At 68.0% G+C, this 14,396-nt stretch carries 15 protein-coding genes; 4 read left to right on the top strand and 11 right to left on the bottom strand.

From position 1 onward, the window contains the following. The 4 genes from KBZ13_RS14535 to KBZ13_RS14520 all read right to left on the bottom strand — a co-directional run. Nucleotides 1-208: radical SAM protein (locus KBZ13_RS14535; protein ID WP_255010437.1), on the bottom strand; the 208-nt coding region annotated here is incomplete at its 3' end. A 10-nt stretch (nucleotides 209-218) separates the two neighbouring features. Then, nucleotides 219-845, bottom strand: coding sequence for a molybdenum cofactor guanylyltransferase (locus tag KBZ13_RS14530; RefSeq protein WP_255010434.1), 627 nt, complete (start codon nucleotides 843-845; stop codon nucleotides 219-221). A gap of 31 nt (nucleotides 846-876) precedes the next feature. Continuing rightward, nucleotides 877-1,374: a nitrate reductase associated protein gene (locus KBZ13_RS14525; protein WP_255010432.1), complete on the bottom strand. Its 498-nt coding sequence runs from the start codon at nucleotides 1,372-1,374 to the stop codon at nucleotides 877-879. Then, nucleotides 1,371-2,435, bottom strand: coding sequence for an anthranilate phosphoribosyltransferase (locus tag KBZ13_RS14520; RefSeq protein ID WP_255010430.1), 1,065 nt, complete (start codon nucleotides 2,433-2,435; stop codon nucleotides 1,371-1,373). The genes KBZ13_RS14525 and KBZ13_RS14520 overlap by 4 nt, the downstream gene beginning before the upstream one ends. 121 nt (nucleotides 2,436-2,556) lie before the next feature. Here KBZ13_RS14520 and KBZ13_RS14515 point away from each other — a divergent pair, with 121 nt between their 5' ends. The 3 genes from KBZ13_RS14515 to KBZ13_RS14505 all read left to right on the top strand — a co-directional run bounded on the left by KBZ13_RS14515 (nucleotide 2,557) and on the right by KBZ13_RS14505 (nucleotide 4,834). Next, a complete protein-coding gene (locus KBZ13_RS14515; RefSeq protein ID WP_255010428.1) occupies nucleotides 2,557-3,174 on the top strand; it encodes a CbiX/SirB N-terminal domain-containing protein in 618 nt (205 codons plus the stop codon). Further along, nucleotides 3,171-3,956, top strand: a complete 786-nt coding sequence (gene cobA, locus KBZ13_RS14510) for a uroporphyrinogen-III C-methyltransferase (RefSeq protein WP_255010424.1) — start codon at nucleotides 3,171-3,173, stop codon at nucleotides 3,954-3,956. Before KBZ13_RS14515 ends, cobA begins: the two co-directional genes overlap by 4 nt. 317 nt (nucleotides 3,957-4,273) lie before the next feature. After that, a complete protein-coding gene (locus tag KBZ13_RS14505; protein ID WP_255010422.1) occupies nucleotides 4,274-4,834 on the top strand; it encodes a DoxX family protein in 561 nt (186 codons plus the stop codon). Between the two features lie 8 nt (nucleotides 4,835-4,842). Here the strand turns inward: KBZ13_RS14505 and KBZ13_RS14500 are convergent, their stop codons facing one another. Then, nucleotides 4,843-5,769: a CsgG/HfaB family protein gene (locus tag KBZ13_RS14500; protein ID WP_255010421.1), complete on the bottom strand. Its 927-nt coding sequence runs from the start codon at nucleotides 5,767-5,769 to the stop codon at nucleotides 4,843-4,845. Nucleotides 5,770-5,967: 198 nt separating this feature from the next. Between KBZ13_RS14500 and KBZ13_RS14495 the strand changes: the two genes are divergently transcribed. Beyond that, nucleotides 5,968-6,444 (top strand): redox protein, encoded by a 477-nt coding sequence (locus tag KBZ13_RS14495; protein ID WP_255010419.1) that lies wholly within the window; start codon nucleotides 5,968-5,970, stop codon nucleotides 6,442-6,444. An 8-nt stretch (nucleotides 6,445-6,452) separates the two neighbouring features. On the opposite strand, the gene KBZ13_RS14490 is transcribed toward KBZ13_RS14495, so the two are convergent. From KBZ13_RS14490 to KBZ13_RS14465, 6 genes are read right to left on the bottom strand one after another with little or no spacing between them, the layout of a single operon-like run. Beyond that, nucleotides 6,453-7,634 (bottom strand): hypothetical protein, encoded by a 1,182-nt coding sequence (locus KBZ13_RS14490; RefSeq protein ID WP_255010418.1) that lies wholly within the window; start codon nucleotides 7,632-7,634, stop codon nucleotides 6,453-6,455. 25 nt (nucleotides 7,635-7,659) lie between these two features. Continuing rightward, nucleotides 7,660-9,753, bottom strand: a complete 2,094-nt coding sequence (locus KBZ13_RS14485; protein ID WP_255010416.1) for a transglutaminase family protein — start codon at nucleotides 9,751-9,753, stop codon at nucleotides 7,660-7,662. Then, complete coding sequence (locus KBZ13_RS14480) at nucleotides 9,750-11,000, bottom strand: GGDEF domain-containing protein (protein ID WP_255010413.1); 1,251 nt, start codon at nucleotides 10,998-11,000, stop codon at nucleotides 9,750-9,752. The genes KBZ13_RS14485 and KBZ13_RS14480 overlap by 4 nt, the downstream gene beginning before the upstream one ends. Then, nucleotides 10,997-11,896, bottom strand: coding sequence for a transglutaminase family protein (locus KBZ13_RS14475; protein WP_255010410.1), 900 nt, complete (start codon nucleotides 11,894-11,896; stop codon nucleotides 10,997-10,999). The genes KBZ13_RS14480 and KBZ13_RS14475 overlap by 4 nt, the downstream gene beginning before the upstream one ends. Continuing rightward, nucleotides 11,881-12,867: an alpha-E domain-containing protein gene (locus tag KBZ13_RS14470; protein WP_255010408.1), complete on the bottom strand. Its 987-nt coding sequence runs from the start codon at nucleotides 12,865-12,867 to the stop codon at nucleotides 11,881-11,883. The genes KBZ13_RS14475 and KBZ13_RS14470 overlap by 16 nt, the downstream gene beginning before the upstream one ends. Further along, nucleotides 12,861-14,300, bottom strand: coding sequence for a circularly permuted type 2 ATP-grasp protein (locus tag KBZ13_RS14465; protein WP_255010406.1), 1,440 nt, complete (start codon nucleotides 14,298-14,300; stop codon nucleotides 12,861-12,863). Before KBZ13_RS14465 ends, KBZ13_RS14470 begins: the two co-directional genes overlap by 7 nt. Between the last annotated feature and the right edge of the window lie 96 nt (nucleotides 14,301-14,396).

The raw sequence follows: 14,396 nt of genomic DNA, 5'->3' as shown, positions 1-14,396 counted from the left end.
AGGGCTCACCACCGGTGAGTCGCAGGGTGTGCACCCCAAGGGATACGGCCGTCTCCACGAGCTGAACGCGCTCGCCCTGGCTGAGCAGCTCAGGTGGATCTTCCCCCTCCGGGCAGCAGTAGGGGCAGGCCAGGTTGCAGCGGGCCGTGAGCGAGAGGCGCAGCACCCCCAGGGGCCGGCCGAGCTGATCCAGTGGACCTTGCGCCATGGGGCGCAGGCTAGGGCCAGAGCGCGGCGGCGGTGGCGGGGTCGTTGGCGTTGCGCAGGGGGGCGGCCGGCAGGGGCACGCTGCGGGCGCCCACCGCCTCCAGCCAGCCCTGCAGGCTGCGGCGGCCCAGGGCGAGGTGAGCCTCAAGCGACGCCCGGTGCTGTTGATCGGCGGGGTAGATCCCGAGCAGCGGCTGCAGGCGTTCGCCATCGTGGGCCACCAGCGGCTGCCCGGGGTCGCCGTGCGCTTCCTGGCAGAGGATGTCGAGGCTGGTGCGATCCAGCCAGGGCATGTCGACGGGACAGAGCAGCAACAGGGCGCCCGGGTGGTGCTCCATCAGCCGCCCCAGGGCCCGCAGGGGCCCCTCCCAGGGGGCCGGTTCTTCAAGGGCCTCCAGGGGCACCGCCAGGGAGGGGGCGATGGCCCGGGCCAGCTCCAGATGGCTGGGGTGCCGGCTGAGCACGCTGATCGGGGCTTCGAGCTGGGCCAGCAACCGCAGGCTGCGCTCCAGCCAGCTGCCCCCTTCCGGGTGGGGCAGCAGGGCCTTGTCGCGGCCCATGCGGCAGCTCTCACCGCCACTGAGCAGGCAGGTCCGCAGGGCCGAGTCGCCAGCGTTCGCTTGGAGCTCTGACTCCATCAGATTGCCTTTCGCTGGGCAGAGCTTTCGATCACCTTTCCCCGTTGCATGGCGGATCGATCAGGCCGAATTCCTGGAGGGCCCGCGGCAGGTTGCGGTGCTCATGGCCTGGGTGGCTGAGTTTGACGAGGGCGAAGCGTTGCAGTTCATCGAGTGCCTCCCAATCCCGGAGGGTGATGGCGTTTTCGATCTGATCGCAGGCCAGCTGCAGGACCTCCGGAACGACGGCGGTTTGTTGCCAAAAGGTGGCCATGGCAGGCTCCAGGGGTTGGGCGGGTCCGTCCGGCATCGAGGCCGTGTGCTCCATCAGCCAGCCACGCAGCTCGGCCATCGCGGCGGGATCATCGGACCAGGCCAGAACGAGAGCACGCTCTTGGCCCTCGAGGGCATGCCAGTGGCTCAACTTGAGTTTCACCCCGGCCAGGTCGAGCTTGCGGCGCACCGCCATCGGCAGACAGCGCAGATCGCTCACGAAGTCCGATTCGAACCTGAAACAGTGGTTGTGGAGGCTGGGTTTCTGCGGAGTCATGGGATCAGATCCTGGCGCCTTCTTTCGCCGTTGCCGCTGCTCAGAAGGGTCCGGGACTGATCCAGACCCGCCTCCAGGCTGTTGCATCGATCAGCCAGCCACAGGAAGGTTCCCAGGTTCCAGGTGAGGGGCCTGGCCAGGGGTCCCTCGCCCACCAAGGCCGCCTTGGCCTGATCACCCCAGGCTTCGATCCCCTGCCAGCCCAGGTCTTCGCCGCCGAGTCCATGGCCCTGGGGATCGAGGATCAGACGCTCCACCTGGCCATGCCTGACCCGGGCGGCGATGCCGGAGCGGCTGGTGGGCAGGTCGGTGGAACCCTCCAGCCCCTTGATCGTCAACAGGTCGGTTTCGCCCGCTTCCGCCAGCGCCTCCCAGGCCCGCGGTTCGGTGGGTGGGTGGACGAAACCGCTCACCAGCAGATGCTCCCCCTGGTGCGGCGTCCAGAGCAGTTCCAGGCTGGCCACCGGTGGTCGCTTTCCGATCTCCACCCGCACCGGCAGCAGTCGTTCGGCGGCTGGGAAGTGATCGGGTTGGTGGGTGAGCGCCAGGTTGAAGCGGTCGAGCCGCGCCTGCACGGTCTCCAGCGTCAGCCCCCGCCATTCGATCCCGAGGGCGGCGAACAGCTCGGCCAGGGTGACGCCGTACTTGACCGGCATCGGACCGCCGCCGTGCAGCACCACAGGCTGGCCGCTGGCCGCCAGCAGCAGCGCCACCAGGGGCAACAGCGGCGCCGTGCGCTTTCGGCCGTCATAGGGGACGCCGAAGCAAAGGGCCCGCTGGCCTGACGTGCGCAACACGGGCCCTCGTGCCCTGTAGCTGTCAATCATGCCCGCCAGCTCCTGTGGCGCCGGCCTGCGGATGCGGTGGGCGATCAGAAACGCCCCAAGCTGGGCCTCGCTCGGAGCCCCTTGCAGCATCAGGTCGAGGGCTTCTTGGGCCTCGGCTCGGCTGAGCCCTGTGCTGGTGTGCTCCCCACTGCCGATCTTGCCGATCAGTTCCCGGAACCGCAGTCGCTCCGGACTCAGCGCGGCGGCCGGTAAGAGCTGGGGGCGCACCTCCATGGTTGCGGTCGGGGCAGAGGCCCGTGGATTCTGGGCATTCCCGCCGGTGGATGGTTGCCATCGGCCCCCGGCGGGTGGGACAGGGTGGCAGGGTGGGCAGAACTAGCGTCCAAGTCGGCCGTTGACCGACCTCCCCAGTCCATTACTGCTCGTGGTGCACGGCCGCGCCGGTGGGGAGATTCCTGAAGAGCTGCAGGCGCTGGCCGCGGCGGTGGAGGAGTCCCGTAAGAGCCCGGTGCGACTCCAGGCCCTCTCGGCGTGCGAACAGCCAGCCTTCCCGTCACCGGAGCAGCGGCTCTCGGGTCTCACCCTGGTGCCCCTGTTCCTGTTGCCCGGCCATCACGTGCGCCATGACATCAAGGTCATCGCCGCCGATTGGCGACGGCAGGGTCCCCTGCGGCGCCTGCCGTTCCTCGGGGCCTGGCCCCTCTGGCAGCGGGCCCTGGCGGAGGCGGGCGCCGAGGTGCGCGTGGCGGGACGTCAGCCGGTCTGGTGGCACCACCCGCTCGAAGGCCCCCTGGCCGCGCGCTATCTGCGCCACCTGGAGCGGGTGATCGAAGCCCCCTGTCGGCCCGCTGAGGGGGCTGATTCATACACTCAGGCCAGCCCCGCCAGGGACCAGGTGGCGCTGCCCCTGGCTCTGGCGGCCAACCGTCTCACCGATCAGCTCGGCCCACCTCTGTTGCAACGCCTCCGATTCCATCAGGTTCTGCTGCAACGGCTCGTTGCCCTGCCATGAGTGAGCCGATCCCCGGCAAGGTGTACCTGGTGGGGGCGGGTCCGGGGGATCCGGAGCTGCTCACGCTCAAGGCCCATCGGCTCCTGCGCGCGTGCGATGCCCTCGTCTACGACTCCCTGGTGCCCAAGGAGCTGCTGGAACTCACGCCGGAGCATTGCGAGCGCCACTTCGTGGGCAAGCGCCGCGGCCACCATTCCGTGCCCCAGCCCAGCACCAACGCCGTGCTGGTGGAGCTGGCCCAGCGCCACCGCTGTGTGGTGCGGCTCAAGGGGGGGGACCCGTTCCTGTTCGGCCGCGGTGGCGAAGAGGCGGCCCACCTGGTGCGCCATGGGGTGCCGGTGGAGGTGGTGCCGGGGGTGACCGCCGGCATCGCGGCGCCCGCCTATGTGGGCATCCCGATCACCCACCGCCGGGCGGGCTCATCGGTCACGTTTGTGACCGGTCATGAGGAGATCGACAAGGGCCGGCCAGGGGTCGACTGGCGCGGCCTGGCCCGCTGCAGCGACGGGCTGGTGATCTACATGGGCCTGCACAACCTGCGCCGGATCTGCGAGGAACTGATGGCGGGAGGCCTGGGGGCCACCACGCCGGCGGCGGTGATCCAGCAGGGAACGGTGAACGGCCAGCGGGAGCTGGTCACGGAGCTGGCCCAGCTGGCGGACCGGGTGGAGGCGGAGGGGTTTGAGTCCCCCTCGATCGTGGTGATCGGCCAGGTGGTGGAGGAGCGGGTGCCGTCCTGCGCCCCCGCCCCCGCGGACGTGGAGCTGCCGATCCCCTTCTGACGCCCCCCTGGTGAGCCCAGTGGCGCGGCCCATGCCGGGCAGCTTGGCGGTTTCCGTCAAGCCGTCCTCACATTTCTTCATCCAGCGAGCCAGGATGAAGGCTGTTGATCTTCAAGCCATGCCCACCCTCTCGCTGCTCGAAGGCTTCCTGGGCTTTCTGATCGCCACCGTGGCGCTCTGGGCCTTTCGCCTCTCCGCCTCCCCCCGACTGCAGCCCTGAACGCCCCCTTGGTCGCCCTTGGAGCCGTCGGCTCCAAGCCCTAAGTCAACGACAGGGCCCTCACCACTCCTGAGAACCTTCCGACCCCCTTTCCCCGATGAAATCTCTGCTGAGCCGCTATTTCCTCAAGGACGGCTTCTTCGCCAACGCCGGCCTGCTGATCCTGCGGCTGTCGATCGGCCTGATGATGATCCATCACGGCCAGGAAAAGCTGGCCGATCCGGCCACCTTCGCCGCCAATTACGTGGTGCCGTTGCACCTCCCCTTCCCGCTGTTCTTCGCCCAGTTGGCCGGTTTCTCCGAACTGTTCGGCTCCTGGTTCGTGATTCTCGGCTTTCTCTCCCCGCTGGGAGCCCTTGCCCTGACCGGAACGATGTCGGTGGCCGCTTACCAGCACATCCTCACCAGCGGGCTGAACATCTACGTGCTTGAACTGGTGGTGCTCTACATGGGCGGCAGCCTGGCGATCCTGCTGAACGGTCCGGGCCGTTTCTCCTTTGATGCCGGCATTGTCTCCGGGCTGCTTGCACCGGATTCAGAGGGGTCAGATCGTTCCGACGACTTCGGCACGATCCAAGGCGTTGAGCTCATGGCTGTGCCCATCCGAGCCGATGATTCCGCCGTGATGGTGAATCGTCGGTCCCTGCTCCGGCGCTGAGCCCAGGCTCACTCCAGCTGGAGCACCCCGCGGGTGCGCTGGCGCCGCTGTTGGTCCTGGGCGTTGAAGTCGGCCATGCAGTTCCCCCTGGGCACCAGCAGGCAACTCACGTAGTCGGAGGCATCGATCAGGGCCGCCCGCAGGGCCTTGGCCGCCGGGGTGCGCTGGCTCTGGCTGTTGCGGTTGCCGAAATTCAAGGTACCGGCGGCGCCCGTGAGCACCTGGCCGGTGCGACCCATGTTCGGGGCCAGCAACAGGGCCAGGCCAGCTGCGGGCAGCAGGCTGACGCCGCTCGACCTGGCTTCTGCGGCGTTGCTGGCGCGGCCCTCCACGGTGCGGGAGCCGACCACCTCGCCGGTGCTGCTGTCCACCACGCGGATGTCGATCGCCACGTAGTCCTTGGTTTCCAGCTGCTCTTTGGCGGTGCCCACCCCCATCAAGCCGAAGTTGCTGCCGGAGGCCTTGCTCTCCACGTTGCTGTCATAGGAGGTGACGGTGCCGAGCACGATGTAGCGGGCGCCGGTCATCTGGCCCTTTTTGGCGGCGGAACTGCCGGTGCCCTTGCGCACGATGCCCAGATCGGCCAGCTCCTGCTCGGAGAGCACCTCCTTGAGGTTGCGGCGCTCCACCACCTGGAGATCACCGGTGGCCTGGAGTTCATTGGCCAGGGCGGCGGCCAGGTCCTGGGCCACGGGCCCCTGCCACCACCAGGTGCTCTGGGTGACGGTGTTCTTGAAGTCGGGTACCGAGACGGTGGGGCGTCGCTGGCTGGAGCGGATCGGCTGGCTCTGCTGGGCGCTGGCAACCAGGGGGCTCAAGCCCAGGCCCGTCACCAGCAGCAGGGCCGACAGCGGGGAGAGAAACGCACGCAAGGAGGGCACGGCGGGCTCGGGTGGGGTGGCCTGCTCATTGAAGCAATGCACCCGGGTGGCCACCGATGGGTGATGACGCCACTTGCAGCACCGGCTGCGAACCTTGGATTACCGCCCGTTCGGTAGCGAACTGAACGGCCCGGGGGGGCGGCGGTTCGGTTAGGTGGGAGGACTTGACCTTCCTTGATCGGAAGGACGATCGCCATGCCCAGTTCAGGCCTGCTTCTGGATCCAGCCCGGCGGGGACCACGCCCGGCACCGATGTTCGAGCTGATCCCCTACGAGAAGTTCCGCGACACCCCCGCGGTGCGTTTCTTCGACATCACCGTGCCCACCTCCAATGCCCGTGATCTGGTGGTGCACACGGGCCCGGCGATCAGCCCCCCCGACGATCCTGAGAGCGGTTCCTGGCAGTTCTATCTGCACCCCCACCAGGAGGACAACCTGCTGGCGATGCAGGGCGGGCGCACCTTCTATCTGGTCAACCTGGGCTGGAACTACCCATTCCACATCGTGCGCCTGGAGATGGGTGGCGACATCCTGCGCATTCCTCCCGGCACCTTCCACCGCTCGGTCTCCGACCCCAATGGCTCCCTGGTGCTCAACCAGGCGGTGCGGGAAAAGGGGGCCAGCCTCGTGCGTGAGTTCCGGGTCTACAACAGCAGCCGCATCCCGCGTCTGTTCGCCACCACCTCCCGCACCGCGCCGCTGCCCAAGCTGCACGGGGTGAGCTGGTAGGGAAAGCCTCAGAACAGCTTGAAGGGGTTGAAGCCCCCGCCTCCCTTGCCCCCTTTGCCCTCGGGCTTGCCTCCGCCGTCTGGGAGGCCCATCCCGTCGAAGGGCGGCAAGGTCGTCCGCGACTGGCGCTCCAGCGTCACCACCCAATCGGGGCCTTGGAGAACGGTCACGCCGCCGTAGGCCTGCAGGCTGGTGGTGGGTAACTCCATCGCCCGACGCGCTTCGGCGCTCATCACGCAGGAGCTGCGCTCAGGGCCCAGCAGCTGCCCCTGGGCCACCAGCTTGGCGACCACCGATGGGGTGAGCTCGCCTTCGGCTTGGCTGAGTCCATCGCGCTGGGCACTGGATTCCCAGATCACGATGTCCCGGTTCTCCTTGCCGCCGCCTTTGCCCAGGCCGATCACCTGGCCGCCGTAGGCCAGGGCCTTGGGCAGCGTGCCCCAACTCAGGCGCAGGGCCTCACCCTCCGGGGCCGTTTTCAGATCCAGGGCGCCGAGGAAATCTTGGGAGCCATCGAGGCTGAAACGAATCTCGGGGCTGTAGTTCCCGCTCACCACGTGCTCCCCCACCAGGGAGGCGCTGAGGGGAATCTTCGGGGACTCGTTGCCGCTGGGCCAGGTGCCGGTGGTGCCGCCGGGCCCAGGGCGAAGGGCGGGGTTGGCCCGAAGGGTCCTGAACGCTTCCGCCAGCCGCGTGCGGTCGGTGCCCAGCTCGATCACCTCCGGCTGACCGGGTCCCGCCTGGGCGCCACAGCCCCAGAAGCGCAGCAGCCTCGCCTTGGCGCCGGGCTCGATCGGCGGGATCTCCCCAGGCGGCTCAGGGCTGCTGCCCTGGGGGCTCAGCAGGGGCAGGGCCGTGCCCAGTTGCAGTCTCGCAGGGATCCTGTGCTCCGCCTGGGGTGCGGTGGCTGGGGTGCGGGGGGATTGGAGCCGCAGCAGCAGGCTCCGGTTGGTCTCGGTGCTGAAGCTCACCGAGCCGCCGCCCATCATCTGGCCCAAGGACGGCATCTTGATCGTGCGCGCGGTGGTGGTCTCCGCGCTGATCCGGTAGCGGGCCAAGGGGGTGGTCTTGGCGGCGGCTGCCGGGCCCCGGCGGGTGGTCTTGGGGGTGGCGGCCTCGGCCGCAGAAGCCCCAGCGAAGCCCATGAGCAGCAGAGCGCTCAGCAGCAGGCGGGCGGTAGGGCGTTGCATCGGTGGTGGGGCTGGCGAAAGGGTTTCAGGCGGGCAGGGGTTCCAGGCGCAGATCGACCGTGACGTCCCCGGGGTTGGCGGCGCGCCAGGGGGCCGCCTTCAGCCCTTCGCCGGGAGAGCTCCCGTCGCTAGGGGTCTCCGGACGGAAGCCGTCGCGCTCGCTGGCCAGGGTCCAGTAGCCCTCCAGTGCCGCGTCCGAGCCGGCGCCGGTCTCCAGCACCGCCAGCTCCAGGGGCACATGGGGGGCGATCGCGGGATGCAGGCAGGGGTAGAGCTGCTCCTGGCGATAACGCACGGCCACCGGCCGTTCTCCCAGGGTCAGCGGTCGCCCGTTCAGCACCACCGCGAAGCGCTGGCGGAAGGCCGCGGAGGAAATCAGTTCGAAGCGGCGCAGGGAGCTGTCGACGAAGCGGCTGGTGCTGCCCCCTTCCACCGGGGTGTCGCAGAGCAATGGCCAGGCTTCCCGGGCCCGGCGGACCTCCAGCCGTGCCTCCCCCTGCTCCCAGGCCAGCAGCCGTGGGTTCTGCCAGTCCCAGATGGTACGGAAGGTCTTGGGATCGAGCATCAGTCCATCGGCCGCCAGCCGGGCCAGCACCGCCTCCAGGTCGGCCAGCAGGGCGCTGGGCAGCATCAGCGCGTCGTGGAGCCGGGGGCCGAAGGGCTCCATCGTCTCCGGCCGGTGCGCTGGCTCCAGCAGATGCACCGCCAGGGCGCTCCAGAGCAGGGCGATGGCCCCGATCCATTCGGTGCGCGGCAGGGTTTCGATCGCCCGAAACTCGATCAGTCCCTGGCAGCCGGCGGCCCAGGCGGGATTCCAGAATTTGTCGATGCTGATCTCACTGCGGTGGGTGTTGCCACTGCGGTCGGCATGGAGGTGGCGCAGGGTTTCGCTGATCAGCACGCGTTGATCGCCCTCTGGCAGGTCTTCGATCACCTGATGGGCGAGCTCCAGATCGAGCCAGGAGGCACTGCCCTCATCGGGCCGCGGGGCCTGGGAGGCGGGACCCACCGAGGGGTTGCTGAACAGGTAGGCCAGGCTGGGATGGCGCTGCCAGAAGCGCAGCACCCCCACCAGCCAGGCGGGGCGGCTGAAGAAGGGGTTCGTTTCCAGATCGGGGCCGCCCCAGAGCAGGTGGTTGCCGCCGCCGGTGCCGACGATGTGACCATCGTCGTCCTTCCAGGAGCGCAGGCCCACCGTCGCCCCCGCTTCCTCGAGCCTCACCATCCAGCCGGCATAGGCCTGCCAGTTGGCGCACACCGGCAGGTTCACCTCCAGCACACCCGGATCGGCGGTCAGCCCCAGCACCTGCCAGTGGCCGGTGATGTCCAGGGGCAGCACACCGCTCAGCAGCGGTTGGCTTTTCCCCGCGCTGGCGGCGGCGATCAAGCGCAGCAGCTGCTCCAGGGGCTCCCGCGCCAGGGGCGGCAGGAACAGGCTCCAGCCGCCGGGGTGCACCTCCAGGGTGAGCACCTGGCGCAGCACACCCTCGGGGAAATGCTGCAGGGGCAAGCGCAGACCCGCCGGTCCGGCGGCGCCCAGCAGCTCCCTCAGGGGTTCATCCAGCGGCCATTCGGCGGCCTCCCAACCCGGTGGGGCCTCCGGATCGAGTTCAGGGTCGTGGTGGCAGAGGGGGGCGGCCCAGACCCGCCGCTCCGGGTCGAGGGTGTCCCGCAGGGCCAGGGGCCGCAGGCCGCAACCCAGGGACGCGCCGATGGCCTCCAGGAAGGGCAGAGCATCGGCCTCAAGCAGGGGGCCCAGGGCCGCGGCGGCCTCGTCGCTGATTCCCTGCTGGGGCCAGCGCACGATCGGTTCTCCGTCGGCTCCGATGATCAGGCGCAGGGCCCAACGGGGGTTCACCTCGCCGTCGTAACGCTTGCCCGGGCAATAGATCAATGTGCTGCTGGGCCAGGCTCGGCGCTGGAGTTCCAGGCCCAGGGCCCGCGCGTAACCAAGCTTGGTGGGGCCATCGGCGGCCACGGTCCACTCGGCCCCTTCCGGCAGGTCCGGCACGTAGGTGGGTTCCCCACCGAGGGTGAGCTTCACGCCGGCGGCGGCCAGGCGGCGATCGATCTCACTGGCGACGGCCAGGGACCCGGTGAGCCAGGGAGGAGTGGTCATCGGCGGTCCGTTTGTGGGGGGGAGGGGTTGTTGGCGGAGCTGGACGCAGGGCGGGGAGCCGCCGCCCAGCGCACCCGGTTCCGCCCCTCCGATTTGGCCTGATAAAGAGCCGTGTCGGCGGCGGCATAGAGGTGATCGAGGGAGTGGTCCAGGTGTTCGCTGCTGGCGGCCCCCAGGCTGATCGTCACCTTCACGGGTTCACCCTCCCAATCGATCTGTGAGGCTTCCACCTGCTGACGCACGCGCTCGAGAATCGAATCGGCCGTGGTGGTGCTGCTGGACAGGACCAAGCCGAATTCCTCGCCCCCCAGCCGGCCCACCAGGTCACGCTCACGCACGGAGACCCGAATCTGTTGCGCCACCGCCTTGAGCACCGCATCCCCACAGACGTGGCCGTAGGTGTCGTTGACGCGTTTGAAGAAATCGATGTCGATCACCGTGAGCACAAAGGGCAGGCCCTCATCGAGGCCCCGGTTCAGCATCTTTTCGCTGATTTCCATGAAGGTGCGGCGATTGGCCAGGCCCGTCAGCCCATCGGTTTCGGCCACCTGATGCAATCCGGGAAGCAAGCTCTGCTTGAGGGTCAGGGTCAGCACGGTCAGCAGACTGCCCAGGATCAGGATGCTGAGGCTCGCCAGCAGCAGCATCTGCTGAAACACCAGCAGGTTGGTGGCCTCAGCGTTGAAGGTCATCAGCACCAGGTAACGCGTTTCCCTTGGGGTGGCGTCGAAGCTGAGCTGGTTCAGCAGCCGCCACTCGGTCTGGGTGCGTTGCCAGGGCAGGTGGAACGATCGGCTGGCCAGGCGGCAGCCCGGGGTGGGCTGGGCGAAGCAGCGCAGGCTGGCGCGATCAACACCGTCGCCAAGGTCGCCGCGCTGGAGCAGCTCCGCGAGGGAGCGGCCCACCAGGGATGGCCTCGAGCTCAGCAGCACCTGGCCACTCCCGTCGAACACCACCAGCTGATCGAGGCTGTCGGTGTCAGGGCTGACGGTCTGGCTGCGGTAAAGCTGCACCATTCGCTGCTGTTCGCTTTTGCTACTTTCCGCCTGCAGGAAGGTGCTGATCGAGGCACTGATCTGATCGCTCTGACGCACGATGCTGCGGTTGGCTGCGATCAGGGCCAGGGAGCCTGTGGACATCCCGATCAGGGCGCTGCCGAGCAGTCCCACCAACGCCATGATTCGGATCAGGCGCTGGTTGACCTCGTCGGCCAGGTTCGACTGAAGCGGATGGCCAGCGAGGGTCATCGGCTCAGGCTGGGGGCAATCGGGACGCTCAGGTGAGTCTCGTCGAGCACTTCGGCCGTGATCGACCATTTGAACTTGCTCTCCACCCCCGGTGGCCCGGAGTAGGTGCCACTGACGGCCGCGGTGAGGTCCGGTTTCGAGGAGGTGGCCAGGAGGATGTAGCGGTCATCGATTGCCCCCATGCCGCTGGGGTCGAAGCCGCGCCAGCCGGCTCCGGGCAGGTAGACCTCCGCCCAGGCGTGGAGGTCGTAGCGTTCCGGTGCGGGTTCCACCAGGTGGTAGCCGCTGACGAACCGGGCCGGCAGCCCCACGCAGCGGCAGGCCTCGATCATCAGCATCGCCAGGTCGCGGCAGGAACCCACGCGCTCCTTGAGGGTGCGGCCGGCGGGCCAGGCTGGACCGGAGTGGCGCTGGGTGTACTTGACCCGGTCCTGGATCGTTTCCACCAGCTGGGCCAGGAACATCAGCGCCTGCTGGTCACTGCCCATCAGGGCCTCCTGGGCCAGCTCCACGGCGGCAGGGTCGTGCTGCCCATTGGGCAGCCAGCCCTCAAGGCTGCCCATCAGATCGCCGTTGAGATGCCCCACCGGATAGGGGAGGGCGAGGCGATTCTGCTCCAGGCAGATCTCCAGGGGAGGTGGCATTGAGGTTTCCACTTCACTCAAGGATTGGAGCTCAAAGTTGTCGGTGTCGCCCAGAAACCAGGCCCGCTGGATCTCATCGCCGCTGGCGGCCACCAGGGGCCAGGAGCGGCTGGGTTCCGGCGAAAAGCGCAGCGCGAAGCTGATCAGTCGCTGGAATCCGTGGCCGCGGGGCTTGAGGCAGACCCGATGGGGCCCGAGCTGCACCGGTGCGCTGTAGCGGTAGGTGAGCGTGTGGGTCAGTCGGGCGCGCATGCCGGCTCCGGTGGACTGGGGAGGGAGGGGGTGGAAATGACAAAGTACCGCCCGTCGATCTGCGCGTGCAGCCGGTTGAGATCGCTCTGAAATTGATCGATGGCCTCGTGGAGCCCCTGGGCCATCAGTTCATCGATCCGCACGAAACTCCAGGAGGCCAGCATCAGGCCGCTGAGGCACTCCAGATCATCGGGTGGACCGGGCACGGGATTGCCGCGAATCACGCGCAGGGTCCGGTTGATGCCCTCCAGGCAGTAGCGCAGCGAGCGGGGGAAGATCGGATCGAGCAGCAGAAATTCCGCCACGGCCTTGGGGGTGATGCCCTGCTGCTGGGCCTGGCGGAACATCTGGTAGGCCCCCGTGCAGCGCAGCAGTGAAATCCACTGGAGTTCATCAAGAACACCGCCCACATCCTCCGGGCTGGGCAGCAGCAGGAAGTACTTCACATCCAGGATGCGGCTGGTCTTGTCGGCACGCTCGATCAGCCGGCCCAGGCGGGAGAAGTGCCAGGAGAGATCGCGGCTCAAGGTGGCGTCGGTGATGCCGTAGTAGAGCTGGCAGGCACGGCGGATCTCCCGCAGCTGCTCCTGGGGGGGCTGCGCCCAGAAGGTGTCGCTCTCCTGCAACGTCCAGTAGAGGCCGTTGATCTGCTCCCACATCTCGGTGGTGATCACCTCGCGGATCTGACGGGAGTTTTCCCGGGCCACGGCGATGCAGTTGACGATGCTGCTGGGGTTGCCCTCCTCCCGCACCAGAAAGCGCACCACATCCTCGGGCTGGCCCTGGGGGTAGAGCTTGTCGAACAGCTCTCGATCGCCGCAGGCGTCGATCAGGGGCAGCCATGGTTCGGCGCTGCCGGGGGGGCAGTCGAGCGCCATAGCCTCGCTGACTTCGACGAAGCGGGAGATGTTCTCGGCCCTCTCCACATTGCGATTGATCCAGTAAAGCGAGTCGGCGACACGGCTCAGCATGAGGCTTCGTCCACGATCCAGGTGTCCTTGCAGCCGCCCCCCTGGGAGGAGTTGACCACCAAGGAGCCCCGGCGAAGGGCGACGCGGGTGAGGCCCCCGGGGCTCACCCAGGCATCCTGGCCGCGGAGCACATAGGGGCGCAGATCCACATGGCAGGGATAGAGCTCTCCTTCACTAAGGGACGGCACCGTGGAGAGATCCAACGTGGGCTGGGCGATGAAGTTGCGCGGGTCGGCCTGAATCTTGGCGGCGAAGGAAAGGATGTCCTCTTCCGTGGAATGGGGACCGATAAGCATGCCGTAGCCCCCGGCCTCCGCCACTGATTTCACCACCAGCTCCTTGAGGTGGGCCAGCACGTAGGCACGGTCGTCTTCGCGGGAGCAGATGTAGGTGGGAACGTTTTCGATGATCGGCTCTTCATCCAGGTAGTAGCGGATCATCTCCGGCACGTAGGCGTAGATGAGCTTGTCGTCGGCGACGCCGGTGCCTGGGGCATTGGCAATCGCGACCCGGCCGGCCCGGTAGGCCTCCATCAGCCCCCGCACTCCCAGCATCGAATCGCTGCGGAAGACAGCTGGATCGAGGAAGTCATCGTCGATGCGGCGATAGATCACATCCACCACCTCCAGCCCGGCGGTGCTGCGCATCCACACCCGATTGCCCTCACAGACCAGATCACGGCCCTCCACCAGCTGGATGCCCATCTGCTGGGCCAGGTAGCTGTGCTCGAAGTAGGCGCTGTTGAACACCCCGGGAGTGAGCAGCACCACCTTGGGGGAGTCGGTCCAGGGGGCCAGCTCCCGCAGGGTGCGCAGCAGGTGGGAGGCGTAGTCGTCGATCGGTTGCACGGCCCGACCGGCGAACAGGCTGGGGAACATGCGCTTCATGACGCGCCGGTTCTCCAGGAAGTAGGCCACGCCGGAGGGGCAGCGCAGGTTGTCCTCCAGCACCCGCCAGGTCCCCGAGCCGTCGCGAATCAGATCCAGGCCGGAGACGTGGCACCAGCGGCCCAAGGGTGGCTTGAAGCCGTTCATCTGGGGGCGCCAGCCCTGGGAGCTCTCTACGTCTTCGCGGGGCACAACGCCGTCGCGGAGGATCTTCTGGGGTCCATACACGTCGCCCAGGAAGGCGTCGATGGCCTCCAGGCGCTGCACCAGGCCCTTCTCCAGGATCTGCCAGGCGCTGGTGGAGATCAGGCGGGGCAGGGGATCGAAGGGCAGGATGCGTTCGCTGCCCTTGTCACCTGAGTCGTTCAGGCGGAAGGTGGCCCCGAGGCGCTTGAGCAGGATCTCCGCCGCGGCGTGGCTGGTGTTGAGCTGATCGAGGCCTAGCTGCCCGAGGGAGGAAAGCAGGGGCTTGAGGGCCTGGCGGGGTTGGGCCGTGGCGCTGAAGTACTCGTCGTAGCCCTTGTGGGGCCTGTAATCCGTGAACATGGGGGCCCTTTGGAGGTCGTGATCATGAACAGCGGTGGGACCCGCTCTGGTGACCGTTGTTACGAATCAGGGGGGTTTACGGGCCTGTTGTCAAGC

The sequence above is a fragment of the Cyanobium sp. ATX 6F1 genome, assembly GCF_024346315.1.
Lineage (GTDB): Bacteria > Cyanobacteriota > Cyanobacteriia > PCC-6307 > Cyanobiaceae > ATX-6F1.
Note: the sequence above shows the minus strand (reverse complement) of the source record. Positions and strands in the feature narration are given on the sequence as shown.